General features: G+C 60.6%; 26 protein-coding genes and 1 pseudogene. 13 read left to right on the top strand and 14 right to left on the bottom strand.

All coding sequences use genetic code 11. From position 1 onward, the window contains the following. The first annotated feature begins 16 nt into the window (after positions 1-16). The 3 genes and pseudogenes from RWJ89_RS03085 (at position 17) to RWJ89_RS03075 (ending at position 2,111) form a co-directional block, all read left to right on the top strand. Positions 17-730 carry a substrate-binding periplasmic protein gene (locus RWJ89_RS03085; protein ID WP_026265367.1) on the top strand — a complete coding sequence of 238 codons (714 nt, stop codon included), beginning with the start codon at positions 17-19 and terminating at the stop codon, positions 728-730. A 190-nt stretch (positions 731-920) separates the two neighbouring features. Beyond that, positions 921-1,652 carry an aminoacyl-tRNA hydrolase gene (pth, locus tag RWJ89_RS03080; RefSeq protein WP_316030557.1) on the top strand — a complete coding sequence of 244 codons (732 nt, stop codon included), beginning with the start codon at positions 921-923 and terminating at the stop codon, positions 1,650-1,652. Then, positions 1,649-2,111 (top strand): annotated as a pseudogene (locus RWJ89_RS03075) (N-acetyltransferase family protein). The gene pth and the pseudogene RWJ89_RS03075 overlap by 4 nt, the downstream one beginning before the upstream one ends. Before the next feature lie 28 nt (positions 2,112-2,139). Here RWJ89_RS03075 and clpS read toward each other — a convergent pair. From clpS to RWJ89_RS03060, 3 genes are all read right to left on the bottom strand, one after another. Continuing rightward, positions 2,140-2,451 (bottom strand): ATP-dependent Clp protease adapter ClpS, encoded by a 312-nt coding sequence (gene clpS, locus RWJ89_RS03070; RefSeq protein ID WP_316030556.1) that lies wholly within the window; start codon positions 2,449-2,451, stop codon positions 2,140-2,142. Between the two features lie 95 nt (positions 2,452-2,546). Further along, entirely contained in the window at positions 2,547-2,945 is a 399-nt protein-coding gene (locus tag RWJ89_RS03065) for a type II toxin-antitoxin system VapC family toxin (protein ID WP_131664601.1), read from the bottom strand. Continuing rightward, on the bottom strand, positions 2,935-3,213 hold the full coding sequence (locus tag RWJ89_RS03060; RefSeq protein WP_131664600.1) for an AbrB/MazE/SpoVT family DNA-binding domain-containing protein: 279 nt from the start codon (positions 3,211-3,213) through the stop codon (positions 2,935-2,937). The genes RWJ89_RS03065 and RWJ89_RS03060 overlap by 11 nt, the downstream gene beginning before the upstream one ends. Before the next feature lie 153 nt (positions 3,214-3,366). Here RWJ89_RS03060 and ychF point away from each other — a divergent pair, with 153 nt between their 5' ends. Further along, positions 3,367-4,470: a redox-regulated ATPase YchF gene (gene ychF / locus RWJ89_RS03055; RefSeq protein ID WP_221942435.1), complete on the top strand. Its 1,104-nt coding sequence runs from the start codon at positions 3,367-3,369 to the stop codon at positions 4,468-4,470. 16 nt (positions 4,471-4,486) lie between these two features. Here the strand turns inward: ychF and RWJ89_RS03050 are convergent, their stop codons facing one another. Beyond that, a complete protein-coding gene (locus RWJ89_RS03050) occupies positions 4,487-5,566 on the bottom strand; it encodes a hypothetical protein (RefSeq protein ID WP_221942436.1) in 1,080 nt (359 codons plus the stop codon). Between the two features lie 81 nt (positions 5,567-5,647). On the opposite strand from RWJ89_RS03050, the gene RWJ89_RS03045 reads away from it, so the two are divergent. Next, on the top strand, positions 5,648-6,139 hold the full coding sequence (locus RWJ89_RS03045) for a MaoC family dehydratase (protein ID WP_316030555.1): 492 nt from the start codon (positions 5,648-5,650) through the stop codon (positions 6,137-6,139). Further along, the gene (locus RWJ89_RS03040) at positions 6,136-6,603 is read left to right on the top strand and encodes a MaoC family dehydratase (RefSeq protein WP_131664597.1); all 468 of its coding nucleotides are present in this window, start codon (positions 6,136-6,138) and stop codon (positions 6,601-6,603) included. Before RWJ89_RS03045 ends, RWJ89_RS03040 begins: the two co-directional genes overlap by 4 nt. A 21-nt stretch (positions 6,604-6,624) precedes the next feature. Here RWJ89_RS03040 and RWJ89_RS03035 read toward each other — a convergent pair whose 3' ends face one another. From RWJ89_RS03035 to petA, 4 genes are all read right to left on the bottom strand, one after another. Then, entirely contained in the window at positions 6,625-7,167 is a 543-nt protein-coding gene (locus RWJ89_RS03035) for an adenine phosphoribosyltransferase (RefSeq protein WP_131664596.1), read from the bottom strand. A 115-nt stretch (positions 7,168-7,282) separates the two neighbouring features. After that, positions 7,283-8,167, bottom strand: a complete 885-nt coding sequence (locus tag RWJ89_RS03030) for a cytochrome c1 (protein ID WP_131664595.1) — start codon at positions 8,165-8,167, stop codon at positions 7,283-7,285. Between the two features lie 24 nt (positions 8,168-8,191). Beyond that, the gene (locus RWJ89_RS03025; RefSeq protein ID WP_131664594.1) at positions 8,192-9,460 is read right to left on the bottom strand and encodes a cytochrome b; all 1,269 of its coding nucleotides are present in this window, start codon (positions 9,458-9,460) and stop codon (positions 8,192-8,194) included. 14 nt (positions 9,461-9,474) lie between these two features. Then, on the bottom strand, positions 9,475-10,053 hold the full coding sequence (gene petA / locus RWJ89_RS03020) for a ubiquinol-cytochrome c reductase iron-sulfur subunit (protein WP_026265370.1): 579 nt from the start codon (positions 10,051-10,053) through the stop codon (positions 9,475-9,477). Between the two features lie 283 nt (positions 10,054-10,336). On the opposite strand from petA, the gene RWJ89_RS03015 reads away from it, so the two are divergent. Then, a complete protein-coding gene (locus tag RWJ89_RS03015; protein ID WP_316030554.1) occupies positions 10,337-11,269 on the top strand; it encodes an endonuclease/exonuclease/phosphatase family protein in 933 nt (310 codons plus the stop codon). On the opposite strand, the gene RWJ89_RS03010 is transcribed toward RWJ89_RS03015, so the two are convergent. Continuing rightward, positions 11,225-13,138, bottom strand: a complete 1,914-nt coding sequence (locus RWJ89_RS03010) for an ABC transporter ATP-binding protein (RefSeq protein WP_316030553.1) — start codon at positions 13,136-13,138, stop codon at positions 11,225-11,227. The two genes, RWJ89_RS03015 and RWJ89_RS03010, sit on opposite strands and share 45 nt — an antisense overlap. A 161-nt stretch (positions 13,139-13,299) precedes the next feature. On the opposite strand from RWJ89_RS03010, the gene RWJ89_RS03005 reads away from it, so the two are divergent. After that, the gene (locus RWJ89_RS03005) at positions 13,300-13,530 is read left to right on the top strand and encodes a ribbon-helix-helix domain-containing protein (RefSeq protein WP_026265371.1); all 231 of its coding nucleotides are present in this window, start codon (positions 13,300-13,302) and stop codon (positions 13,528-13,530) included. Between the two features lie 111 nt (positions 13,531-13,641). On the opposite strand, the gene RWJ89_RS03000 is transcribed toward RWJ89_RS03005, so the two are convergent. Continuing rightward, positions 13,642-15,498: an ABC transporter ATP-binding protein gene (locus RWJ89_RS03000; RefSeq protein WP_221999395.1), complete on the bottom strand. Its 1,857-nt coding sequence runs from the start codon at positions 15,496-15,498 to the stop codon at positions 13,642-13,644. 386 nt (positions 15,499-15,884) lie between these two features. Between RWJ89_RS03000 and RWJ89_RS02995 the strand changes: the two genes are divergently transcribed. Beyond that, positions 15,885-16,346, top strand: a complete 462-nt coding sequence (locus RWJ89_RS02995) for a tRNA (cytidine(34)-2'-O)-methyltransferase (protein ID WP_131664590.1) — start codon at positions 15,885-15,887, stop codon at positions 16,344-16,346. A 208-nt stretch (positions 16,347-16,554) separates the two neighbouring features. Then, positions 16,555-18,201, top strand: a complete 1,647-nt coding sequence (locus RWJ89_RS02990; RefSeq protein ID WP_131664589.1) for a Na/Pi cotransporter family protein — start codon at positions 16,555-16,557, stop codon at positions 18,199-18,201. Between the two features lie 3 nt (positions 18,202-18,204). Here the strand turns inward: RWJ89_RS02990 and RWJ89_RS02985 are convergent, their stop codons facing one another. Continuing rightward, complete coding sequence (locus RWJ89_RS02985; RefSeq protein WP_003541775.1) at positions 18,205-18,465, bottom strand: hypothetical protein; 261 nt, start codon at positions 18,463-18,465, stop codon at positions 18,205-18,207. A gap of 178 nt (positions 18,466-18,643) precedes the next feature. On the opposite strand from RWJ89_RS02985, the gene hemF reads away from it, so the two are divergent. From hemF to RWJ89_RS02970, 3 genes are all read left to right on the top strand, one after another. Continuing rightward, entirely contained in the window at positions 18,644-19,555 is a 912-nt protein-coding gene (gene hemF / locus RWJ89_RS02980; protein WP_316030552.1) for an oxygen-dependent coproporphyrinogen oxidase, read from the top strand. Between the two features lie 103 nt (positions 19,556-19,658). After that, positions 19,659-19,928 carry a hypothetical protein gene (locus tag RWJ89_RS02975; protein WP_077978915.1) on the top strand — a complete coding sequence of 90 codons (270 nt, stop codon included), beginning with the start codon at positions 19,659-19,661 and terminating at the stop codon, positions 19,926-19,928. A 114-nt stretch (positions 19,929-20,042) separates the two neighbouring features. Next, entirely contained in the window at positions 20,043-20,228 is a 186-nt protein-coding gene (locus RWJ89_RS02970) for a DUF1059 domain-containing protein (protein WP_003565542.1), read from the top strand. Here RWJ89_RS02970 and RWJ89_RS02965 read toward each other — a convergent pair whose 3' ends face one another. The 3 genes from RWJ89_RS02965 to RWJ89_RS02955 are packed head-to-tail and all read right to left on the bottom strand — an operon-like array spanning position 20,229 to position 22,749. After that, entirely contained in the window at positions 20,229-21,482 is a 1,254-nt protein-coding gene (locus RWJ89_RS02965; RefSeq protein WP_077978916.1) for a CCA tRNA nucleotidyltransferase, read from the bottom strand. It lies immediately after the preceding gene. Further along, the gene (locus tag RWJ89_RS02960) at positions 21,479-22,129 is read right to left on the bottom strand and encodes a CoA pyrophosphatase (RefSeq protein ID WP_077978917.1); all 651 of its coding nucleotides are present in this window, start codon (positions 22,127-22,129) and stop codon (positions 21,479-21,481) included. Before RWJ89_RS02960 ends, RWJ89_RS02965 begins: the two co-directional genes overlap by 4 nt. Then, positions 22,126-22,749 (bottom strand): DUF1285 domain-containing protein, encoded by a 624-nt coding sequence (locus RWJ89_RS02955; protein WP_168257513.1) that lies wholly within the window; start codon positions 22,747-22,749, stop codon positions 22,126-22,128. Before RWJ89_RS02955 ends, RWJ89_RS02960 begins: the two co-directional genes overlap by 4 nt. Between the last annotated feature and the right edge of the window lie 130 nt (positions 22,750-22,879).

Raw genomic sequence — 22,879 nt, 5'->3', positions numbered from 1 at the left:
CAAGGAGATGATACGGATGAAAAAGCTCCTGCTTCTCGCATGCCTGGCGCTGCCCTGCACCGCCCATGCGCAAACGGTGACGTTCACGACCGAGGACTATGCCCCCTTCAACTACCGCGAAGGCAAGGAGATCAAGGGCGCGACCGTCGAGCAGGTCGAAAAGGTGATGGCCGCGATCGGCGTCGACTACACGATCGAGATCATGCCCTGGGCGCGTGCTTTCAGCCTCGCCCGCACGGCGCCGATGACTTGTGTCTTTGCGACCGCCCACAACGGCGCACGCGACCCGTTGTTCAAGTGGGTCGAGCCGCTGCTCATCGACCGCAACATCCTGATCACCCGCAAGGGCTCGGGCGTCACCGCCGGCAATCTGGACGAGGCGAAGAAATATACGGTCGGCACGCAGCGCGAGGATTATACCGAGACGATCCTGAAGGAGAAGGGTTTCACCAAGCTCGATGTCGCCAGCGACTTCAATGCGACGCTGCGCAAACTGCTTGGCGGGCGCATCGACATGATGCCGATCTCCGAACTCTATTTCGAAAAACTGAAGGCCGACCAGCCGGTGGAATTGGTGACCGTGCTCTCCGCCCAGCCAATGGGCATCGCCTGCGAGAAGAACTTTCCGGACGATCTGCTCGCCAGGATGCAGGCTGCTCTCGATAAGCTGATCGCCGATGGCGACCAGAAGCAGATCTTCCTGAAATACGGCATGAACCTGTCGGAATGACTCCGGAGACAGCTGCCCTTTCCGCTTGACTTTGCTTTCATTTCGCGGTGGTGAACGGCGGGAAGTTCTAAAGCGCGTCGCGATCTTTCAGATTTGCTCCTCGCGCTTTAGGTCTTTGTTTTTACGCATGTGATTGTCGCAAAACCGCTGCACACTTTGCGCGACATGCTTTAGCGAGGAAAGACAGGCCATGCTGATCATCGCGGGTCTCGGCAATCCCGGCAGCAAATACGCCGGCAACCGCCACAATATCGGCTTCATGGCCGTCGACGCCATCCATCGGCGCCACGGCTTTTCGCCCTGGTCGAAGAAGTTCAGGGCCGAGATCGCCGAGGGCGAGGTCGGCGGCGAGAAAGTGCTGCTGATGAAGCCGCAGACCTTCATGAACCTTTCCGGCGAGTCCGTCGGCGAAGCGATGCGTTTCTACAAGCTCCAGCCGGCCGATCTCGTGGCCATCTACGACGAACTCGACCTTCCCCAGGGCAAGGCGCGGCTGAAGACCGGCGGCGGCCACAACGGCCACAACGGCATCAGGTCGCTCGACGCCCATTGCGGCAGGGAATACCGGCGGCTACGCCTCGGTATCGGCCATCCCGGCATCAAGGAAATGGTGCAGAACCATGTGCTCGGCGATTTCGCCAAGGCCGACAAGGCCTGGCTGGAGCCGCTTCTCGACACGCTCGCCGACAATGCCGACATGCTGGTGCGAAACGAAGATTCGCAGCTGATGAACAAGATTGCGCTGGCGCTCGGCGGAAAGGCCGAGGAGGAGAAACCGGCGAAAGAAAAGAAGGATGTCGAGAAGAAGCCGGCCGGCCAGTCGCATATCTATCAGGCCCGCAACCACAATCAGCCGAAGTTGCCGGCCACCGGCCCGATGGCCGACATGCTGAAAAAGATGTTCGGCAAAAAGGGCGATTGAGACCGATGCCGGATCAAGGCGTCATCATCCGCCCGGCTGCCCGCGGCGATCTCGCCGGTCTCATGACGCTTTACCGTCACCTGAACCCCGCCGATCCGGTTCTTGACGACGCCATTGCCGAAGAACGCTTTTCCGCCATCCTGGCCCAGCCCGGCATGACCATATTCATTGGTCTTGCGGGTGAGGTCGCCGTCGCCACCGTCACAAGCATCGTCCTGCCGAACCTGACACGGAACGGCGCGCCCTATGCGCTCATCGAAAACGTCGTCACCCATGCCGATCATCGCAAGCGCGGTTATGACCCGCGCCGTCATCGGCCACGCGCTTGCCGAGGCCTGGAACGCCGGATGCTACAAGGTGATGCTGCTTACCGGCTCCAAGAATCCGGCAACGTTGCGCTTCTATGAGAATTGCGGTTTCGTGCAGGAAAAGACCGGCTATCAGATCCGCCGGCCATGACTCCATCGGGGCGGCCCTCGGAAAGCGCCTATTCCTCCGGTTCGGTGGTGAACATCAGCGGAAAGCCCATGCCCTTGGCAAGGTCGATACCCTCCTTGGCCTTGGTCTCGGCGATATCCCTGGCGCAGACCACGACCACGCAGGAACCGAGCTTGTGCGCCGTCATCATCACCCGGTAACCCGTCTCCTCGCTCATGCGGAAGACGGCCTTCAGGATCATGATGACGAGTTCGCGTGGGGTATAATCGTCATTGACGAGGATGACCTTGTAGAGCTTCGGCTTGTCCAGCTTGGGCTTCACCTTGGTTTTCGGTTTCAGGGCAATGTCATTGTCACTCATCGGAAAAATCCACCCGTTGATGACATGGAAAAGGCGGAGAAAACGTCCACCACCAATATATTGCACCGTAAGCACGGCAGTTCAATGACGGAGTGTTATTCCGCGGAGAGCAGGAGGCAATTCTGACTGGCTATTTCCAGGATTGCGGCAGCCTTCTTGTCGAATGTCACGAATGTTTCGCCGCCAAGCCTGCGACCTTCGAAGACGATGATGCCATCGGCGAAGTCCCCGCCAGCATCGAGAAAGGATAATCCGGCTTCGACGGCAACTCTGTCGTAGACAACCTTCCTGTCCGATATCAGCAGCCGGATGGCCGCTGATATCTCTGAAGCGCTCTTGCGATAGACCCGGCTGGCGACCCAGACGAATTCGCAAAACGTCAGATTGGAAATGAACAGGCGTTCGGCCTCGCGCATGAACGTCCTTGCACGCTCAGTTTGCTTCGGATCGTCATGCACGGCCGAACGTACGAGCACATTCGTATCAACGATCATTGTCGACGCCGACCTCGCCTGCCCAGCCCGCCTTTATGGCCTCATCGATCTCTTCGAGCGTCGCATGTATATTCTCCTTGTTCTCCAGACTCCCGAAGAAGCTTTCCACCGAGCCCGCGACCGACCGCCTCTCAACAGCAATGACCTCGAGTTTGCCGCCAGGCAGGAGATCGACATCGATCCTGTCGCCAGGCCTGACCCCGAGATGCTGAAGCACCTCCTTTTTCAGGGTCACCTGCCCCTTTGCCGTCACAGTCAGAGTTGCCATGCTTATGGTATCCTTCGCTCCAAAAGTAAGGCTAAACCGCCTTACCTTCAAGCCGAGCGCCTCAGCTTTTTCGATTCATGTTGCGAACCCTTGACCCAGGGCGGCCATTCCCGCATAGGCAGGGCAAAGTTACCAATAGATATGGATCAAGCCATGGGCTTCAAATGCGGTATCGTCGGGCTGCCGAATGTCGGCAAATCGACCCTCTTCAACGCGCTCACCAAGACGGCGGCGGCACAGGCGGCGAACTACCCCTTCTGCACCATCGAGCCGAACACCGGCGAAGTCGCCGTTCCCGATCCGCGCATGCGCAAGCTTGCCGACGTCGCCAAATCGAAAGAACTGATCCCGACCCGCATCTCCTTCGTCGATATCGCCGGCCTGGTGCGCGGCGCCTCGAAGGGCGAAGGCCTCGGCAACCAGTTCCTCGCCAATATCCGCGAGGTCGACGCCATCGTCCATGTGCTCCGCTGCTTCGAAGACAGCGACATCACTCATGTCGAGGGCCGCATCAACCCGGTCGCCGATGCCGAGACGATCGAGACCGAGCTGATGCTTGCCGACCTCGAAAGCTTGGAGCGCCGCACCGAGCAGACGCGCAAGCGCGCCACCGGCAAGGACAAGGATTCGGTGGCGATGCTGCCGATCATGGAAGCGTCGCTGAAGCTGCTCAACGAAGGCAAGCCGGTGCGCACGCTGCTGTCGACGCTCGATGCGGAAGAGATCGTCATCCTCAAGAGCCTCAATCTTCTGACCTCGCATCCGGTGCTCTACGTCTGCAACGTCGCCGAAGGCGATGCCTCGACCGGCAACGAATTCACCGAGGTCGTCGCCGTCATGGCGAAGGAACAGGGTGCCGAAACCGTCGTCATCTCGGCGGCGATCGAAGCGGAAGTCGCCCAGCTTCCAGAAGAGGAAGCGAAGGAATTCCTCTCTGCCCTCGACCTTGACGAGGCGGGCCTCGACCGGCTGATCCGCGCCGGCTACAAGCTGCTCCACCTCATCACCTATTTTACCGTCGGCCCGAAGGAAACGCGCGCCTGGACGATCGAGCGCGGCACCAAGGCGCCACAGGCCGCAGGCGTCATCCATTCGGATTTCGAGCGCGGCTTCATCCGCGCCAACACCATCGCCTATGACGACTACATCAAATATAACGGCGAAGTCGGCGCCAAGGATGCCGGCAAGGCGCGCGACGAAGGCAAGGAATACGTCGTCCAAGACGGCGACGTCATCCACTTCCGCTTTAATACTTGATCAAATCGCTGCCGCCCTAACCAGGCGGCAGCCTGTTCGCGATTGCCGGAGGGAGTGCCCTAAGCAACAGCCGGCGCAGCGGCATCCAGCCCGTTCCGATAATGAGAACGATCGCGCCGACGACGATCAGCGTCGTGTAGATGTAGGTGTCGACAGTCGCACTTCCGTGCCGGAAGACGCTGAAGATCGCAACGCCGAGCGACAACAGCCCCGAAGTGACGAAGGCGCGGCGGTCGATGACGAGGCCGATCAGCATCAGCGCCGCCACCGTCGCCACGACCACAGGCGTCCGGGCCGACATGTTCGCCAAGTCGAAGATACGGCCGCCTTCCTCGAACGACAGCAGGGAAACGGTGCTGTAGAGCATCGCCGGCGCCGCGCCGAGATGCAGCCAGAAAGCGATATCCGAGCGCGTCGTCCGGCGCAGCCGGTCGCCGAGGTCGAAATAGAGCGCCGTCGCGAAGAGGCCGAGCGCGCAGACGAGCGAGACCGCAGCCAGCACGGCAAGATGGTCGGCGAAAAACGTCGGATTACCGCTTACCCATTGCACCAAACGCAAAAGCAGGGTGAGCACGAAGGCAAGCGTCGACATGATGGAGAGCGCCAGCGCCAAGGGCACGCGATAGCGGGCATAGTAAACGCCGAGGATGATCGGGAAGCCGGCAACGAGCTGTGTCACCTCCGCTCCGAAGGATCCGGAGGTCTGTGCCCACGGCGGGAAGAAGCCGGACATCAGCGGCCATGTCCAGCAGAACAGCGCGATCGTCAGGCTGACGGCCGGCAAAGCAAGCCGCTGACGCCGCACCAGGATTTCCGAAAGCACGATGATGGCAGCCGGCACGGCGTAAAGCGGCGCAAGGCCCCAGAGGCCGACGAGCGCGACGATAACGCCGATGGTGATCAGCACGTCGTGGAAGCCTCGCACGAAACGCGGCGTCTCCGTATCCGACCAGGCCTGCTCCTCGGCCACCATTCCAGGCGCCCCAGCGACGGCCACGCCCCGCTCAATGAGGAACGGCAAAAGCCGCCCGCCCGCCTCCGGCGAAATCAGCTCCTGGCGCACGGCCTCGTCGAGTATCGACCTTAGTTCAGTCATGCCGGTTTATCTCCCCGGAATCATTGAGCCCGCGCGGATGCTATTGTAAGCATTGTGCGCTGCATATGGCGGGAGGAGTGAATGTCGGCAGAAAAGCTTTCCTTCGAGGATTTCCAGCCCGGCCGCTGCTTCGCGCTTGGCCCGAAGCCGGTGACCACCGAGGAAATCATTGAGTTTGCAAGCGAATTCGACCCGCAACCGATGCATCTCGATGAGGCTGCCGGCCGCGCCAGCATTCTCGGCGGCCTTGCCGCCTCCGGTTGGCATACCTCTTCGATGTTCATGCGCATGATGGCCGACAGTTATGTGCTGCATTCGCTCTGCGAGGGTGCGCCGGGCGTCGATCTGATGGAATGGCGAAAGCCGGTGCTTGCCGGCGACACGCTGTCCGGCCATTCGACCGTGCTCGAAGCCCGGCCGATGCGCTCGCGCCCCGGAATGGGCATTGTCAAGTTTCGCCACGAGGTGAAAAACCAGCGCGGCGAACTCGTCTGCGTCTCGGAGAATTCGGTCATGTTCGGCATGCGCGTCCGGCCCGCGGATATCGGCATAAACCCGGAGACGTCAGCATGAGGATGTCCGAGCTTTACGCGGTTGGCGAGAAGGCCGAGATCGGCAGCTATACTTTTACCGAGGAAAACATCATCCGTTTCGCGACACGCTACGATCCGCAGCGTTTCCACCTCGACAAAGAAGCCGCCAAAGGCACCCTCTTCGGCGATCTCTGCGCCTCGGGCTGGCACACCACCGCAGGCTGGATGCGAACCTTCCTCGCCTTTTGGGAAAGACAGAGCGCCGCACTCGCGCAAAACGGCCTGACGTCGCCGAACCTCGGCCCCTCACCCGGTTTCCAGAAACTGCAATGGCTGCGGCCGGTCTTCGCAGGCGACGTCGTGACCTATTCCGTCGCCTTCCTCTCCAGCCGCGCACTCGCGTCGCGGCCGGGATGGCACCTCAACACCATCCTCTGCGAGGGCGTCAATCAAAACGGAGATGCCGTTATCCGCTTCGAAAGCAGCGTCCTCGAATTCGACTGACACAGCCGGAATGGCACCCGGTCAGTGACCGGAGAATTCGACCAGTGTGTGCACGACGACGCCGAGCTCTTCCAGCTTCCTGCGACCGCCAAGATCCGGCAGGTCGATGACGAAACAGGCACCGACGACTTCCGCACCAATCTGGCGCAATAGCCTCGTCGCGCCGACCGCGGTGCCGCCGGTGGCGATCAGGTCGTCGACCAGGATCACCTTCTCGCCGGGTTGGACAGCATCGCGATGCATCTCCATCTCGTCGACGCCATATTCCAGGCTGTAGGCGATGCGCACGGTCTCGTGCGGCAGCTTGCCCTTCTTGCGGATCGGTACGAAGCCTGAGGAAAGCTGGTGCGCCACCGCGCCGCCGAGGATGAAGCCGCGCGCCTCCATGCCGGCGATCTTGTCGATCTTCGTGCCGGCATAGGGCTGCACGAGTTCGTCGACCGCCCGGCGGAAAGCCCGAGGGTTGCCGAGCAGCGTGGTGATGTCGCGGAAGATGATGCCGGGCTTGGGATAGTCAGGAATGGAGCGGATGCTGGCTGCGAGCTCCGAAGTCGTATTATTCATGGAAAATCCATATCTGCGAACGCATGAAACTGGCCGCACCCTACCAATTACGAGGGGCGGAACCAACAAAAAAGGCGGCCCGTAGGCCGCCTTTCGAAATCCGGCGGGGAACCGCTTAATGTTCCTTATTGGCGTAGATCGAGCGCTTCGTCAGGTAGATCAGCACCGTGAAAATCGCCAGGAAGATCATGACCATGAAGCCCGTGCGTTTGCGCTCCTCAAGATGCGGCTCCGCCGCCCACATCAGGAAGGCGGTGACATCCTTCGAATACTGGTCGACCGTCGCCGGCGCGCCGTCGTCATAGGTCACCTGGCCGTCAGAGAGCGGCTTTGGCATGGCAAGGACGGCGGCAGCATTGAAATAAGGGTTATAATGTCCCCCCTGCGGCACCTGGAAACCGGCCGGCGGCTCTTCATAGCCGGTCAGCAGTGCGTGGATATAGTCCGGGCCGCTTTCCTGATATTGCGTAAAAATGTCGAAAACGAACTGCGGAAAGCCGCGCTCGACTGAGCGGGCCTTGGCAATCAGCGAAAAATCGGGCGGAGCCGCGCCATTGTTGGAAGCAGCCGCGGCTTCAGCATTGGGGAAAGGCGACGGGAAGTAATCGGAAGGAACCGCCTTGCGGGTAAACATCTCGCCACTGGCGTCGGGACCATCCTGGACCTCGTAGTTCGCGGCGAAGGCCTTCACCTGCGCCTCGGAATAGCCGAGCTCGTCGAGCGTGCGGAAAGGCACGAGCTTCATCGAATGACAGGCTGCACAGACTTCCGTGTAGACCTTGAGGCCGCGCTGGAGCTGGCCCTTGTCGTAATGGCCGAACGGACCGGCGAAAGACCATTCCTCCTCCTTCGGATGCTTCAGCGGATAGTGAGGCGTTTCGCTTTCCTCGTGATGGGCCGGAGCTGCACCGTTGGCGGGCGTCGCCTCCTGAGCCAGCACGGCACTGCCGAAACTGGCGGCGAATGCGAACGAAAGAATGCTTGTAACAAGCGTTTTCATATTTCTATTCCCTTCCGTCGCTCGCTATGCCTTGACCACTACGGTCTTGTTGCGCTTTTCGAGCACCGCTTCGGTAATCGAGTTCGGGATGCGGCGCGGTGTTTCCACCAAGCCGAGAACCGGCATCGCGACCAGGAAGAAAGCGAAGTAGAGGAGCGTGCAGATCTGCGAGATCGTGGTGAACAGGCCCTCCGCCGGCTGCGAGCCAAGCCAGCCGAGGATGATCGCGTTGATCACGAACAACCAGTAGAACAGCTTGTACCAGGGACGGTAGACGGCGGAACGGACCTTTGAGGTATCGAGCCAGGGCAGGAAGAACAGTACGATAATCGCGCCGAACATCACCAGCACGCCGCCGAGCTTGGAATCGATCGGGCCGACGTTGAAGGTGATCGAGCGCAGCATCGCATAGAACGGCAGGAAGTACCATTCCGGAACGATGTGGGCCGGCGTCTTCAACGGATCGGCCGGGATGTAGTTGTCGGCATGACCGAGGAAGTTCGGCAGGTAGAAGACGAAATAGGCATAGACCAGCAGGAAGATCGATACGCCAAGCGCATCCTTCATCGTCGCATAAGGCGTGAAACGCACCGTATCCGTCTTCGTTTTGACCTCGACGCCCGTTGGGTTCGTCTGGCCGGTGACGTGCAGCGCCCAGATATGCAGGACGACGACGCCGGCGATCATGAAGGGGAGCAGGTAATGCAGCGAAAAGAAGCGGTTCAGCGTCGGCTGTTCGACGGCAAAGCCGCCGAGTAGGAACTGCTGCAACCATTCGCCAATCAGGGGAAAGGCCGAGAAGAAGCCGGTGATGACGGTGGCGCCCCAGAAGGACATCTGGCCCCACGGCAGAACGTAACCCATGAAGCCGGTCGCCATCATCAGGAGATAAATGACCACGCCGAGAATCCAGAGAATTTCGCGCGGCGCCTTGTAGGAGCCGTAGTAGAGGCCGCGGGCAATATGCAGGTAGACCGCGACGAAGAAGAAAGACGCGCCATTGGCATGCATATAGCGCAGCAGCCAGCCATGATTGACGTCGCGCATGATCTTTTCAACGGAGTTGAAGGCAATCGTCGTCTCGGCGGCATAGTGCATGGCGAGAACCACACCCGTCAATATCTGCAGGATCAGCATGACGGAGAGCATTGCGCCAAAAGTATAGGCATAGTTCAGGTTACGCGGAACCGGATAGGCGACGAAACTATCATAGACCATGCGCGGCAGTGGAAGGCGCGCATCGACCCATTTCTCGAGGCCGGTTGATGGCTCGTAGCTGGAATGGCCACTCATATATCAGTCTCCCCTCAACCGATCTTGATTTTGGTATCGGACACAAATGAAAAGGTCGGAATCGGCAGGTTCTCGGGCGCAGGACCTTTGCGAACGCGGCCGGCCGTGTCGTAGACCGAGCCATGGCAGGGACAGAACCAACCATTGTATTCGCCGGCCTGGCCGAGCGGTACGCAGCCGAGATGCGTGCAGGTGCCGATCATGACGATCCAGTTTTCCTTGTCCTTGCCGCCCGAACGGTCAACACCCGTTGCCTGAGCGTCGGCGGGAAGGTTTGCATTGCGCGCGATCGGGTCCTTGAGATCCGACAGCGGAACATCGGCTGCGGCCGTTACTTCTTCCGGGGTGCGATTGCGGATGAAGATCGGCTTGCCGCGCCATTTGACCGTCAGCGACATGCCGGGTTCCAGGCTGGCAACGTCGACTTCGATTGAGGCGAGAGCGAGCGTCGAAGCGTCAGGACGCATCTGATCGATGAACGGCCAAGCGACCGCGACGGCGCCGACGGCGCCCGCCATACCAGTGGTGAGATAAAGGAAATCACGGCGAGTGGGTTCGCCCGTGCCCTCGCTTGTCGTTTCGTGTTCGCTCACGGCTAACATCCTCTGCGCAATTTTCGCGGAATTCCGCCCTACCCCTCTACCGGCGAATCTCTCTAGACACAATTCGGCCATAGATTCCCCAGCAATCCGGCGCGTTCTATGCTTGATCGCAAATTATGTCCAGCCTTGGCAAGGGGATGAGGGCACAATGTCGCGGGAAATTTGGGATGAATTTTTTAAGGCAAACACGCGCTTGCCATTATGTTGCATTGCAACAAAAATGCCCTCGTGATAGGCGCAGTCCGAGCCATGCAAGTGAGCCGGAACGGAGCGGATGAGAGACACGATTTTTTGCGTATTCAGCGTTCTCACGACGCTCGTTCTCGCCATTATCTCCCTGCGATACATCACCGATTTCTATTTGCTGTCCTTCTTTTACAGCTTCCAGGTTCATCTGGCGGCAGCCGGCGCGGTTGCCTCGGTTGCTGCCCTTCTCGTCAAGCGGCACTGGTATGGCCTGCTGACCCTCTCGGTATCGGTGGTTCTTGCAGTCCATGGCATCGTGATGATGCGCGAGTTCGTCGAACCATCAGTTGAAGAGAGCCGCCCGGCCCTGTTCAGGCTGATGTCCTTCAATATCGAGAACGATAATTTCGCAAACGGCCCTGACATCGCCGACATGGTCATCGCCTCAGGCGCCGATGTCGTCAACATCCTGGAGGGCGAGCCGCTGCTGTCGGAACTGCCGCGGTTGTTGAAGACCTATCCCTATTATATCGGCTGCGGTGTCGGCATGGAGCAATGCGATACGCTGGTGCTGTCGAAGCGTCCGCTGATCGAACCCCGCATCCGCAATCTCGGCCTGCTCTGGCGCAACCGGCTGACGATCTCGACGATCGATTTCGAAGGCCAGAAGGTCAATTTCCTCGCCGCGCACCTGACCAAACCTTATTACGACGAGTTCCACGGTCTGGAGATCTGGGATCTCGCGGAGGTCATCCCTACCCTTTCGGGACCGCTCGTTCTGGCCGGTGATTTCAATACATCGATTCTCGCGCCCGACGTGCAGTATCTCATGCGCACTCAAGGCTTGGGCACGGCATCGCTGGAGCCCGCGACATGGCCGATCCGCGCCGGCGCCTTCGGTATTCCGATCGATCATATCTTTGCCCGCGCGCCGCTGCGGCTGAAATCGGTCCGCCGCATCGAAAACGGCTTCGGATCAAATCATTTTGGCCTCATGGCGGAATTCGTCGTCGACCCTTGAGCCCACGTCATCATCCGCAGCAAGGAAGCCGCCGGACTGGCGCGCCCAAAGTTCGGCATAGAGCCCGCCGTGGCGAAGCAGTGCATCATGGCTGCCTTCCTCGATGATCCGTCCGAGATCGACGACGATCAGCCGATCGAGCGCGGCGATCGTCGACAGCCGATGGGCGATCGCAAGCACCGTCTTGCCTTCCATGATCCGGTGGAGATTGGACTGGATCGCTTCTTCCACCTCCGAATCGAGCGCCGACGTCGCTTCGTCGAGAACGAGGATCGGCGCGTCCTTCAGCATGACGCGGGCAATGGCGATACGCTGCCGCTGCCCGCCGGACAGTTTGACGCCGCGTTCGCCGACATGCGCATCGAAACCTCTGCGGCCCTGCTGATCCTGCAGGCGTTCGATGAAGTCGATGGCTTCGGCGCGCCTGGCCGCCTCGACCAGCCCCTCCTCGCCGGCATCCGGCCGCCCGAACAGGATATTGTCGCGCACCGAACGATGCAGCAGCGAGGTGTCCTGGCTGACGACGCCGATCTGCATCCTGAGGGATTCCTGCGTCACGGCTGATATATCCTGGCCGTCGATGAGAATGCGGCCGTCCTGAATGTCGTAGAGGCGCAGCAGCAGGTTCATCAGCGTCGATTTCCCCGCGCCCGAACGGCCGACGATCCCGACCTTCTCGCCGGGCCGGATGGTCATGGAAAAATTCTCGACCACCGTCTCGTGGCCCTTGCCGTAGCGGAAGGAAACATTGTCGAAGCGGATGCCGGGCTGCCGGATCACCAGCGTCTTCGCATCGGCCCGATCGACGAGCCCCAGAGGCTGGGAGATCAACTCTGCGGCGTTCTGGATGGTGCCGAGGTTGCGCATGATGCCGTTGAATTGCGTCATCAACCGTCCGAGCAGGAAATTCAGCCTGAGCACCAGCGCCAGCGAAAACGCCACCGCACCCGAGCTGATGAGGCCGCGCAGCCAGAGATCGACGCTCAACCCCGCCATCGTCACGATCATCAGGCCGGAAAGCAGTGCCATCGAGGCCCTGACGCCGGTGATGAACCGCGTGAAGCGCAGCACCGTATCCTGATAGATATCGAAGCCTTGCCGCATGTAGCGGTCGGCCTCCTCGTCGCGTGCAAACAGCTTCAGCGTCTGCATGTTGCTGTAGGAATCGACCATCCTGCCGTTCAGCATCGATCCGGCTTCCGCCGTTTCGCGAGAATGATGGCGGATCCGCGGGACGAAGTGGCGGGCAAGCAGGCTGAAGGCGCCAAGCCAGAACAGCACGACAGCGGCAAGGGAAAAGTCCAGCCGGGCGACGAGCACGAGCGTCGTTACGGCATAGATGCCGACGAACCAGACGCTTTCCATCAGCGAGGTGACGAGATCGCCGGTGGCCTGCCCGGCCGACCAGACCTTTGTGACGATGCGTCCGGAAAAATCGCTCTGGAAAAACGACAATGACTGCCTGGAGACGTGGAGATAGGATTGCCAGCGTGCGAGATTGTAGAAGCCCGGCGTGATCACCTGCTGGTCGACCAGCGCGATCAGGAAGGCGATGACGAAGCGCACCAGCCCGATGAGGGCGAGCATGCCGAACAGCTCGCCGCCATGGGCAGCGAGAAGGCCGCTCCAGCCGGCGCCCGGTGTGATGCTACCGAGGATATCGACGAGCCGCCCGACGAACCAGAAGAGCGCAGCCTCGATCGCCGCCGACGCACCGCCGAGAACGAGCATGGCAACGAACGGCATCCTCGCCTGACCGATATAAAACCAGATGAATCCGAGCGTCGAGCGCGGCGGCTGGAGATTGGCGCGTGGGCGGAACGGATCGATCCAGGTTTCGAACCGGCGGAGGATGGGCTTCAGCAACATAGAAGCGATATAGGCGGAATAGCCGGACCGGCAAAGAGAATGAAAAGCGGACAGAGTGTTATATTTTGGTAATTATCGGTAACATCGGCGGCATACCCATTGAATGCCCCCGAACCGGTCACAATCTGACGTTACGATCGCGCTTTACCGGAGATACTCCCATGGAAACGAAAGTGCTCGATGCGCATATTCCGCTTCCGCTTGCAGAAAGGCTGGATGCTCTGGCATTCGCCCTGGGGTTGCCACGCGACGAGATCGTCGCTGAGGCCATTACCGCCTGGCTGGACCAGGAAGAGCAGCGTCGTCTCGTCGCACTGCGCACGATCGCAGCCGCCAACACCATGATCGTCGTCGAACATCACCGCGTGATCGATTGGGCCGACAGTCTTTGAACGGATAAGAGGCAAACGCCAGTCAGGCCTTCAGCAACCGTCCGGCAAGCTTATAGCCATCCTAAGAAAAAGAGGCCCTCCCCGCTTTCGCAGGGAGGGCCTCATTTCATCTTATTCCGCCGCCACTTCCGCTTCGTCGGCGTGATCGGAGAGGAAGCCGCCGGACTGGCGGTTCCAGAGGTCGGCATAGATACCGCCTGCTTCGATCAGTTCGCTGTGCGAGCCGGCCTCGATGATCCGGCCCTTGTCGAGCACGATCAGCCGATCCATCTCCGTCAGCGTCGACAGCCGGTGGGCGATTGCGATCACCGTCTTGCCCTCCATCAAGGCGAAGAGGTTTTCCTGGATCGCCGCCTCGACTTCCGAATCGAGCGCCGAGGTCGCCTCGTCGAGCACCAGGATCGGCGCGTCCTTCAGGAAGACGCGGGCGATCGCGACACGCTGCCGCTGGCCGCCTGACAGTTTGACGCCGCGTTCGCCGACCTGCGCGTCGAGCCCCGCGCGGCCCTGCATGTCGACGAGGCCTTCGATGAACTCCCAGGCGTTGGCGCGTTTGGCGGCCTCGATCACCTCGTCATCCGTTGCTTCGGGACGACCATAGGCGATGTTGTCGCGGATCGAGCGATGCAACAGCGAGGTGTCCTGCGTCACCACGCCGATCAGCGAACGCAGGCTTTCCTGCGAGACACCGGCGATATCCTGCCCGTCGATGGTGATGCGGCCGGCCTCCAGATCGTAAAAGCGCAGCAGCAGGTTCATCAGCGTCGTCTTGCCGGCACCGGAACGGCCGACCAGACCGACCTTCTCGCCTGCCTTGATGTCGAGCGACAGGTTGTCGATGACGCCCTTGCTCTTGCCGTAGTGGAAGCGGATGCGGTCGTAGTGGATCGCGCCCTTCTTCGCCATCAGGGTGGGTGCGCCCGGCTTGTCGACGATGTCGTGCTGTTTGCTCATCATCTCCATGCCGTCATAGACCGTGCCGATATTCTCGAACAGCGCCGAGACTTCCCACATGATCCATTGCGACATGCCGTTGACGCGCATGGCAAGACCGATAGCGATGGCGATGGCGCCGATCGAGATCGCCCCGTTCAGCCAGAACCAGATCGACAGGCCCGAGATGACGAAGAGCGCAACGCAGTTGTTCACGTAGACGAAGATGTGGAAGAGCGTCACCTTGCGCATCTGCTTGTGCACGGTCTGCAGGAACTCGTCCATGCCCTCCTTGGCATAGACCTCCTCGCGGCCCGCATGCGAAAACAGCTTGACCGTCGCGATATTCGTATAGCTATCGACCACGCGGCCCGTCATCATCGAACGCGCATCCGCCTGCGCCGCCGCGATCTTGCGAAGCCGCGGCACGAAATAGGCGACGATGCTGATATAGACCGCGAGCCAGACTAGGATCGGGATCATCAGCCGCCAGTCCGCCGCCGCAATCACGATGATCATCGTCAGGAAGTAGGTGACGACATAGACGAAGACGTCGAGGATTTTCATCACCGTTTCACGTACGGCAAGCGAGGTCTGCATCACCTTGGTGGCGACACGCCCGGCAAACTCGTTGGCAAAGAACGACATGCTGTGGCGCAGCAGGAAGCGGTGCATCTGCCAGCGTGCGATCATCGGATAATTGCCGAGCATCATCTGATGCATGATGAGCGAATCGAGCCCGGCTACCGCAGGCAGGCCGATCAGCACAAGCGCCGCCATCCAGAAAAGCTTGTGGCCTTCTCTCTCCAGGAATGTGGCGCGGTCGGCATTGGTCAGCCAGTCGACGATGTCGCCGAGGAACTGGAAGAGCGCCACTTCGCCGATGGCGATCAGCGCCGTCAGCACGGCCATCAGGCCGAGCCAGGGCGCAGCCGGCTTGCTGTAATGCCAGCAAAAGGCAAAGAGACCTTTCGGCGGAGCGACAGGGTCCTCGCTTGGAAAGGGATTGAGTCGCTGCTCGAACCAGCCAAACATGAAATTGCTCCGAAACGTCAGCGTTCCGGCTCCCGGCTTCGCGCCATCCCAGCGCCATGCAAGCACATATGGGAACCGAACGTTCAAGGGGCGAGGCTGAGACAGCCGCACAATGGATCAAAAAAGGAAATTCAGGGAAGAAACCCGCCCTATCGGCGGAAAATCGCACTGCTTGGCATCATGGCCGGGAGGCGCACATACAGCAAAATATTCATTCTGGCGCTCCTTGCTGGCGATTGAAGATATGCACCGATAACGCGAAAACGAGGAATTTTCCAGCCCTGTTGTGCCAAAAATTTCATCTCGTCGGGTCAAAACGCGCCCTGTTGCGCCGAAATCACAGTTGCATTAGGCCTTGAGCGGCGAAAGCGGGAAAACGGCGCATCATGACTTCACTCAGACTGGCACTCTATCAGCCGGATATAGCAGGCAATACCGGCACCATCCTGCGTCTTGCCGCCTGCCTTGGCTTCGCGGTCGATCTGATCGAGCCCGCCGGCTTCGACATCTCCGACCGCAACCTGAAACGGGCCGGCATGGACTATATCGCCGCCGCCGCCCTCACCCGCCATGTCAACTGGGACCGCTTCGAGGCCTGGCGTCTGAGCACCGGCCGCCGCCTGATCCTCGCCTCGACCAAGGCGGCGGATCGCTATACCGATCTTGCCTTCCGCCCGGACGACATCCTGCTCTTCGGTCGCGAAAGCGCTGGCGTGCCGGATCAGGTGCATGAAGCAGCCGATGCGCGCGTCCTGATCCCGATGGTCGAAGGCCAGCGCTCGATCAACGTCGCCGTCTCGGCCGCGATGATCGTCGGCGAGGCGATGCGCCAAACCGTCTGGGCTTGAGAGACATCAGACTGGCGGAGCATAGGCGGGCGCAATCGCAAATCAGCTTGGCATTGTCGGAAAATGACATTGCCAAGCCGTCAAACCGGTTTATATTTATTAGCCGAACAATAAAAACTGCTCCACGACCTCTAAGATTCCAACGGCTTGGGAAGATTTATTTAGAAAACCACGATCTTAGGACGTGAAAGAAGAATAAAACAACAAAATGGACTCCACGATTATCATGATCAATCTGTTCGGTGCCGTGGCTTTGCTGCTGTTCGGCCTCGCGCAGGTGAAGGATGGCGTGACCAGGGCCTTTGGCGCCCGCCTGAGAACAGGTCTGGCGACCGGCACACGCGGCAGCCTTCGTTCTTTCCTGTCAGGCCTCGGCGCAACCATCGCGCTGCAGAGCTCCACGGCAACGGCACTGATGACGGCCTCCTTCGTCGAGCGTGACCTGATCAAGCCGCGCATGGCGCAGATCGTCCTGCTCGGCGCCAATGTCGGTACCGCGATCACCGCCTGGATCGTGGCAACGGGCATCGAATGGCTCTCTCCTCTCCTGATTCTTGCCGGCATCGTGCTTTGCCGCGGCCGTTCAAGCACCAGCCAGGGTGGCGGCACAGCGCTGATCGGCATCGGCCTGATGCTGCTGTCGCTGCACCTGCTTGGCCTTGCGACGGAACCGATGCGCGCCTCTCCCGCCCTTGCCGCTTTCATCGGCCTGCTGGACGGCGCCCTGCCCGTGGCGATGATCGTCTCGGCAACACTTGCCTTCGCATCCTCGTCGAGCCTTGCGGTGGTGGTGCTCATCCTGTCACTCGCCTCGGCCGGCGTGATTTCCGCCGAACTCGTCATCGTGCTCGTCCTCGGCGCCAATCTCGGCGGCGCTATACCACCTGTCGTCGCGACATTGTCCGGCCCGGCTTCGGCGCGGCGCGTCACCCTCGGCAATCTCGCCGTCCGCGCGCTCGGCTGCCTCATCGCTCTACCGCTGGCTGGATATGGCGCGGAACTCATCCAGATGCTGCCCTTCGGTCCCGCCAAGCTGCCGGTCGACGCGCATCTTGCCTTCAACCTTCTGCTGGCAGCGGTTGCCTGGCCATTCTCCCGGCCGCTCGCCGCCCTGATGACCCGGCTGGTGCCGGATCAAGCCGAGCCTGAGAGCGCCCCGAAATATTTAGATGCGCAGGAGCTTTCGACGCCGGTCGTTGCCCTTGCCAGCGCCACGCGCGAAGTGCTCGGCGTCGGGGATCTCATCGAGCGCATGCTGATCCGGGTCTCCGAAGGCTTCGAGCAGGGGGAGGCATCTAAGCTTGCCGAGATTCCGGCTCTCGAAGAGCGCGTCGACCGGCTGCAGCAGGCGGTGAAGGTCTATCTTTCGAAGCTCGGCCGCGAGGGACTCAGCGACGAAAACGCCCGCCGCTCGATCGTCGTCATCGATTACGCGATCAATCTCGAACATATGGGCGACATCATCGAGAAGGGCCTGGCGGAGCAGGTGGCGAAGAAAATCTCTCTCGGTTTGAAATTTTCCGAGGACGGTCATCAGGAACTGCGCAAGCTGTTCGATCTGACGATCGACAATCTGCGCGTCGCCCAGACGATCTTCGTCACCCGCGATTTCAATCTGGCGCGCCAGATGATGGAGGTAAAGGTCGAGGTGCGCCGGATGGAGAAACAATCGGCCGAGCGCCACCTCGAACGCCTGCGTGACGGCCGCGCCGACAGCCTGCAGACGAGTTCGCTGCATCTCGACATGCTGCGCGACCTGAAGCGCCTCAACGCTCACATCGTCTCCGTGGCGCATCCGATCATGGATGAAAACGGCCTGCTGATCGAAAGCCGCGTACGGGCGACTGCGAAGTGACGGTCAGTCGGCCGAAGGCAGGCGGCGCATGGTGAATTCGATCTGGTCGCCGTCGAGCTGGCGCCAGCTTTCCACCTCGGTCCAGTAAGCGGCTTTCGGATATTCGTCGAACCATTCGCGCGCCTTGGCGCGTGCGTCCATGAGGCCGAGGCAATATGTCTCACGCACGAAATGGTCTTTCTTGCTCGGGGGATTTTCCGCCCGATGTCTTGCTATCCTGCGCTTCAGGCCGTCGAAGGACGGAGGCCCTGGAACTTTCTTCATCAAACCTACCTCCTCGGAAAAGGTAGTATCGAAATTCTTGATTTGCGAGTCGAATCTTGGAAGTGCTCGGCGGTGCTTGCCTCGGCTTGGCGAGATGCAACACCAACTGCTAATCATGGCGTGCAATCAAGAATGAGCGAGTCGCCTCCGAAGGAGATGTCGACCGTCGGAGGCGTAAATGGAAAGACCGGAACTGCCGATCGGCTTGCCTGACGATATTGAAGAGAAGAAGGCTGCTGCCCGCAATTGGTTCGAGGGATTGCGCGATACGATCTGCGCCTCCTTCGAAGCCATCGAGGATGAGTTGGAAGGGCCGCTGTCCGACCAGGAGCCCGGCCGCTTCGTCGCCAAGGACTGGTCACGCGAAAACGGCGCTGGCGGCGGTGGCCGGATGTCGATGATGGAAGGCCGCGTCTTCGAAAAGGTCGGCGTCCATACCTCCACTGTCTACGGCGAATTCGCCCCGGATTTCCGCGCCCAGATACCCGGCGCCAAGGATGATCCGCGTTTCTGGGCCTCCGGCATCTCGCTGATTGCCCATCCTGTCAACCCCAACGTTCCGGCGGTGCACATGAATACCCGCATGGTCGTCACCACCAGCCGCTGGTTCGGCGGCGGGGCCGACTTGACGCCGGTGTTGTCGCGCCGCCGCACGCAGGAGGACGAGGACAGTCAGCTCTTCCACAAGGCCATGGAGATCGCCTGCCGCAATCACGCCGTCGCCGATTATGATGCCTATAAGGCCTGGTGCGACGAATATTTCTTCCTGAAGCACCGCAACGAGGCTCGTGGCATCGGCGGCATCTTCTACGACTGGCTGCATTCAAGCGAGGAAGTTGGCGGCTGGGACGCCGATTTCGCCTTCACCCGTGATGTCGGCCGGGCCTTCGCCATGGTTTATCCGAAAATCGTCCGCTCCAACTTCGATAAATTGTGGACAGAGGCCGATCGCGACGAACAATTGATCCGCCGAGGCCGCTACGTCGAATTTAATCTGCTGTATGATCGCGGCACAATCTTCGGCTTGAAGACCGGCGGCAACGTTGAATCCATTCTCTCATCGCTGCCCCCCGTCGTCCGCTGGCCATGAAACTGTGATATCTCATCGATAAATTCGAGGTGATAGACCTTCACGAAAACTCAGTGCGTCCTAACTTTATATGTATGTGCGTAACAATCGGAGGAGGATTGTCATGACGATACAAGGTGGCTCGCCTGCGTCCACGGATGTCCAGGAAACATCCCGCACGATCGACACGCCTGAGTTTCTGACGCGCATCGCCGAGAAACTGCGGGCCAAGAGCGGCTCGGATCTGCCGCTGTCCTGCTTCATCGAGCAGGTCAAGCTACAACTGGCCGGCGGAAAGACGCCGGAACAGCTGCAGAATGAAGCGGCCGCCGCCAACAGCAACATGCCCGGCCACCTCTTGGATACCTACAAAGCCTGGGCGATGCCCGACTGACACGGCCTTTACCGGCCGGCATGTCGATGCCGGTCGGAACCTTCCCTCCCCCCGCACATTCATAAATCGCGTAAGATCGCGATCGTCGTTGTGTTTCGAACAGAGGAGAAGACCATGCGACTTTTCGAATGCGGCACTCTCGTTCCGGGCTGCGCCTGGCATACACGGGCAGATAGCGACGCCGAGGTGGTCCGCCGTGCCGTCGAGCACCTGAAAAATGCTCACGGCGAAACCACGATCCGCGAGAACATGGTGGATAATATCAAGGCTCGCATTCGCGACGAGGTGAACGCAGCCTGATTATTGCACGCGTTCCTGCAGCCGGGCGAGCAGCGCCGCCCGGTCGGCAACGAAATTTTCCTCCACCCATTGGCTTTCCAGACCGGCAAGCAGTTCGCCGACGCGCGGGCCGGAGGCGATTCCTGCCGAAATCACGTCGCCGCCGTTCAGCGGAAATTGTGGCTTCTTCCAGTGCATTGCCCTGTCCAGCAGCTTGATAAGCCGCGCCGACCGCGCCATTTCGTCGAAATCACCTTCAGCCTTGCCGCGCGCAACCGCAAGCGCCAGCTTCAGCCGCGTCGTGATGCCGTCGGCACCGTTGCGGTAAAGCAGCCGTTCGAAGGCGGCCGACGACATGTCGTCATTAACAGGCGCTGCCGTTGACCAGGCCTTGAGAGTGGCCGCTTCCGCATTCGAGAGCTTGAGCCGGGCTGCGAGCGCCTCCATGCGCGCCGCATCGGGCGGCACGATCGCCGCAAGGCGCAGCAACGGATCGGGCGTCCAGCGGAGCGCCTTTTCGGTGGCGATCAGCGAAGGGATCGCATCGATCCCCCATCGTTCCGATTCCGGCAGGATTTCCGTCAGCACCGCCACCTGCCGCATCCAGAGCAGCGCCCGGCCAGGATCGGCAGCACCTAGCAACTTTCGCAGTTCAGACCAGACGCGTTCTGCCGAAAGCGTCGTCAGTTTCGAACGCGCGACGGAACACGCCTTCAGCCCCTCGGCGTCCGGCCGCCCGGAACCGTAATAGGCAAAGAAGCGAAAGAAACGCAGGATGCGCAGATGGTCCTCGGCGATGCGCCTTGCAGGATCGCCGATAAAGCGGATGTTGCGCGTCTCGATATCGGCAAGCCCGCCGACGAGGTCAACGATCTCGCCCTCGGCATCGGCATAAAGCGCGTTGATCGTCAGATCCCGCCGCTCGGCATCTGCCGTCCAGTCGGTGCTGAAGGCAACCTTGGCATGGCGTCCGTCGGTCTCGACGTCGGTGCGAAGGGTCGTCACCTCGAAGGGCTTGCCGTCGATGACCAGCGTCACCGTGCCGTGCTCCAGGCCGGTTGGGACCGCTTTGATGCCGGCCGCCGCCGCGCGCTCCATCACAGCCTCCGGTCTAAGTGTGGTGGCTATGTCGACATCATTGACCGGCAGGCCCATCAGGCTGTTGCGCACCGCACCGCCGACCACTCGCCCTTCCCCGCCATCGGCGTTGAGAAGTGCCAAGATCCGGCCGAGGGCCGGGTCGCGAAACCATGCTTGGTCGGCGATGCCGGTCATGCATAAAGCCTTTCGTAAAGCGTGCGGACGATGCCGGCGGTGATGCCCCAGATCATTCTGCTTTCATAGGGCACGCGATAGAAATGCCGGTCGATGCCGTCGATGACACGTTTGTCGCGGGTGTGATTGGCAGGATCCATCAGGAAGGAAAGCGGCACCTCGAACACGTCGTCCACCTCGGTCGGGTTCAGCGTCAGCGCAAAGCCCGGCGAGACGACGCCGAGCACCGGCGTAATGCGGAAGCCCGTCGAGGCAAGGTAATTCGGCAGCCGCCCGACGGTTTCGACGAAGGAGCCGGCCAGGCCGATCTCCTCTTCCGTTTCTCGGATCGCCGCCATTTCGGGCGAAATATCGGCGGGATCGATCGAGCCGCCGGGAAAGGCGATCTGCCCGGAATGTTTGCGCAGCGTCGCCGTGCGCTTGGTGAAGATCACATGCGCTTCCTCGCCGTCGTCGACGACGGGCACGAGCACGGCGGCGTCGCGCAGCTCGAAGGTCTCGACCTCGGCGACGATATCGGGATTGAGGATGTGGTCCCCGTGATCGCGCCAGGCATGATCGACCGGCCCACCATTCTGGTTGAGCGCGCGGCGGCGGAATTCGGCTGCGGAAAACAGCGGATAACGTTGGGTAATCGCATCATTCATCGGGAAAGCGCATCCAGTTCATCGGCCGGCATCATCGCAAAGACTTCTCCGGCGGAGCGGACAGCGAACATCGCCTGTCCCTCGACCTCGAGCGGCTCGCCGAGCGCCACCAGTTCATACATCACCGCACGCGACACCAGCGCCTCCAGCCGCCCGCGCACATGCAGATAGGGTTTCAATTCGGCATTCTCGCCCGCAATGGCAAAGCGCAGTCGATGCTCTCCTCCCGCCTCCACGACATCGCCGACATTGGTGCGGAAGGTCAGTACCTGTTGGCCTTGCCGCTCCGTCACGCTCATCTCCACGGCGATGAAAGGCGCGTCGACGACCCTAATACCGACCTTTTCCACAGGAGTTACGAGATAGGTCTTCTGGTCGTCGTCTTTTCTTAAAACCGTCGAGAACAGCCGCACCAGCGCCGGTCGGCCAATCGGCGTGCCCATGTAGAACCAGGTACCGTCCGCCCGGATTTCCATGTCGATATCGCCGCAGAAAGGCGGATTCCACCGCTCGACCGGCGGTAATCCTCGTTTTTTGCCGGCATTTTCCTGAGACGCGCGCGAAATCAGTGCGGCAAGTCCCGCCGCATCCGCCTGTCCGCTGATTTCCTCGGCTGCCATTCTTCCGTCCCGGTTTGTCCTTAACGAAGTAAAGTCACGAGATAGTCATTCGCAACGAACTTGTCAGCCCGTCACATCTCCATAACTCTATCGGGCATGAGGCACATGTATAAGTCCGCCGATTCGCTGC

The organism is Rhizobium sp. 10PS4, from assembly GCF_032464805.1.
In the GTDB taxonomy this organism is placed as follows: Bacteria; Pseudomonadota; Alphaproteobacteria; order Rhizobiales; family Rhizobiaceae; genus Rhizobium; species Rhizobium laguerreae.
The sequence above is the reverse complement of the archived record's forward strand: the minus strand, read 5'-3'. Positions and strand labels throughout refer to the sequence as shown.

Excerpts from the sequence above, each read along its gene's own strand:
- RWJ89_RS03005 (WP_026265371.1), top strand. The coding sequence starts at position 13,300 with ATGGAAACGAAAGTGCTCGATGCGCATATTCCGCTTCCGCTTGCAGAA.
- RWJ89_RS02970 (WP_003565542.1), top strand. The coding sequence starts at position 20,043 with ATGCGACTTTTCGAATGCGGCACTCTCGTTCCGGGCTGCGCCTGGCAT.
- RWJ89_RS03040 (WP_131664597.1), top strand. The coding sequence starts at position 6,136 with ATGAGGATGTCCGAGCTTTACGCGGTTGGCGAGAAGGCCGAGATCGGC.
- RWJ89_RS03050 (WP_221942436.1), bottom strand. The coding sequence starts at position 5,566 with ATGACTGAACTAAGGTCGATACTCGACGAGGCCGTGCGCCAGGAGCTG.
- RWJ89_RS02955 (WP_168257513.1), bottom strand. The coding sequence starts at position 22,749 with ATGGCAGCCGAGGAAATCAGCGGACAGGCGGATGCGGCGGGACTTGCC.
- RWJ89_RS03025 (WP_131664594.1), bottom strand. The coding sequence starts at position 9,460 with ATGAGTGGCCATTCCAGCTACGAGCCATCAACCGGCCTCGAGAAATGG.
- RWJ89_RS03065 (WP_131664601.1), bottom strand. The coding sequence starts at position 2,945 with ATGATCGTTGATACGAATGTGCTCGTACGTTCGGCCGTGCATGACGAT.
- RWJ89_RS03030 (WP_131664595.1), bottom strand. The coding sequence starts at position 8,167 with ATGAAAACGCTTGTTACAAGCATTCTTTCGTTCGCATTCGCCGCCAGT.
- RWJ89_RS03060 (WP_131664600.1), bottom strand. The coding sequence starts at position 3,213 with ATGGCAACTCTGACTGTGACGGCAAAGGGGCAGGTGACCCTGAAAAAG.
- hemF (WP_316030552.1), top strand. The coding sequence starts at position 18,644 with ATGGAAAGACCGGAACTGCCGATCGGCTTGCCTGACGATATTGAAGAG.
- RWJ89_RS02960 (WP_077978917.1), bottom strand. The coding sequence starts at position 22,129 with ATGAATGATGCGATTACCCAACGTTATCCGCTGTTTTCCGCAGCCGAA.
- RWJ89_RS03045 (WP_316030555.1), top strand. The coding sequence starts at position 5,648 with ATGTCGGCAGAAAAGCTTTCCTTCGAGGATTTCCAGCCCGGCCGCTGC.
- clpS (WP_316030556.1), bottom strand. The coding sequence starts at position 2,451 with ATGAGTGACAATGACATTGCCCTGAAACCGAAAACCAAGGTGAAGCCC.
- RWJ89_RS02990 (WP_131664589.1), top strand. The coding sequence starts at position 16,555 with ATGGACTCCACGATTATCATGATCAATCTGTTCGGTGCCGTGGCTTTG.
- RWJ89_RS02995 (WP_131664590.1), top strand. The coding sequence starts at position 15,885 with ATGACTTCACTCAGACTGGCACTCTATCAGCCGGATATAGCAGGCAAT.
- RWJ89_RS03035 (WP_131664596.1), bottom strand. The coding sequence starts at position 7,167 with ATGAATAATACGACTTCGGAGCTCGCAGCCAGCATCCGCTCCATTCCT.
- pth (WP_316030557.1), top strand. The coding sequence starts at position 921 with ATGCTGATCATCGCGGGTCTCGGCAATCCCGGCAGCAAATACGCCGGC.
- RWJ89_RS03015 (WP_316030554.1), top strand. The coding sequence starts at position 10,337 with ATGAGAGACACGATTTTTTGCGTATTCAGCGTTCTCACGACGCTCGTT.
- RWJ89_RS03085 (WP_026265367.1), top strand. The coding sequence starts at position 17 with ATGAAAAAGCTCCTGCTTCTCGCATGCCTGGCGCTGCCCTGCACCGCC.
- RWJ89_RS03010 (WP_316030553.1), bottom strand. The coding sequence starts at position 13,138 with ATGTTGCTGAAGCCCATCCTCCGCCGGTTCGAAACCTGGATCGATCCG.
- RWJ89_RS02965 (WP_077978916.1), bottom strand. The coding sequence starts at position 21,482 with ATGACCGGCATCGCCGACCAAGCATGGTTTCGCGACCCGGCCCTCGGC.
- RWJ89_RS03000 (WP_221999395.1), bottom strand. The coding sequence starts at position 15,498 with ATGTTTGGCTGGTTCGAGCAGCGACTCAATCCCTTTCCAAGCGAGGAC.
- RWJ89_RS02985 (WP_003541775.1), bottom strand. The coding sequence starts at position 18,465 with ATGAAGAAAGTTCCAGGGCCTCCGTCCTTCGACGGCCTGAAGCGCAGG.
- ychF (WP_221942435.1), top strand. The coding sequence starts at position 3,367 with ATGGGCTTCAAATGCGGTATCGTCGGGCTGCCGAATGTCGGCAAATCG.
- RWJ89_RS02975 (WP_077978915.1), top strand. The coding sequence starts at position 19,659 with ATGACGATACAAGGTGGCTCGCCTGCGTCCACGGATGTCCAGGAAACA.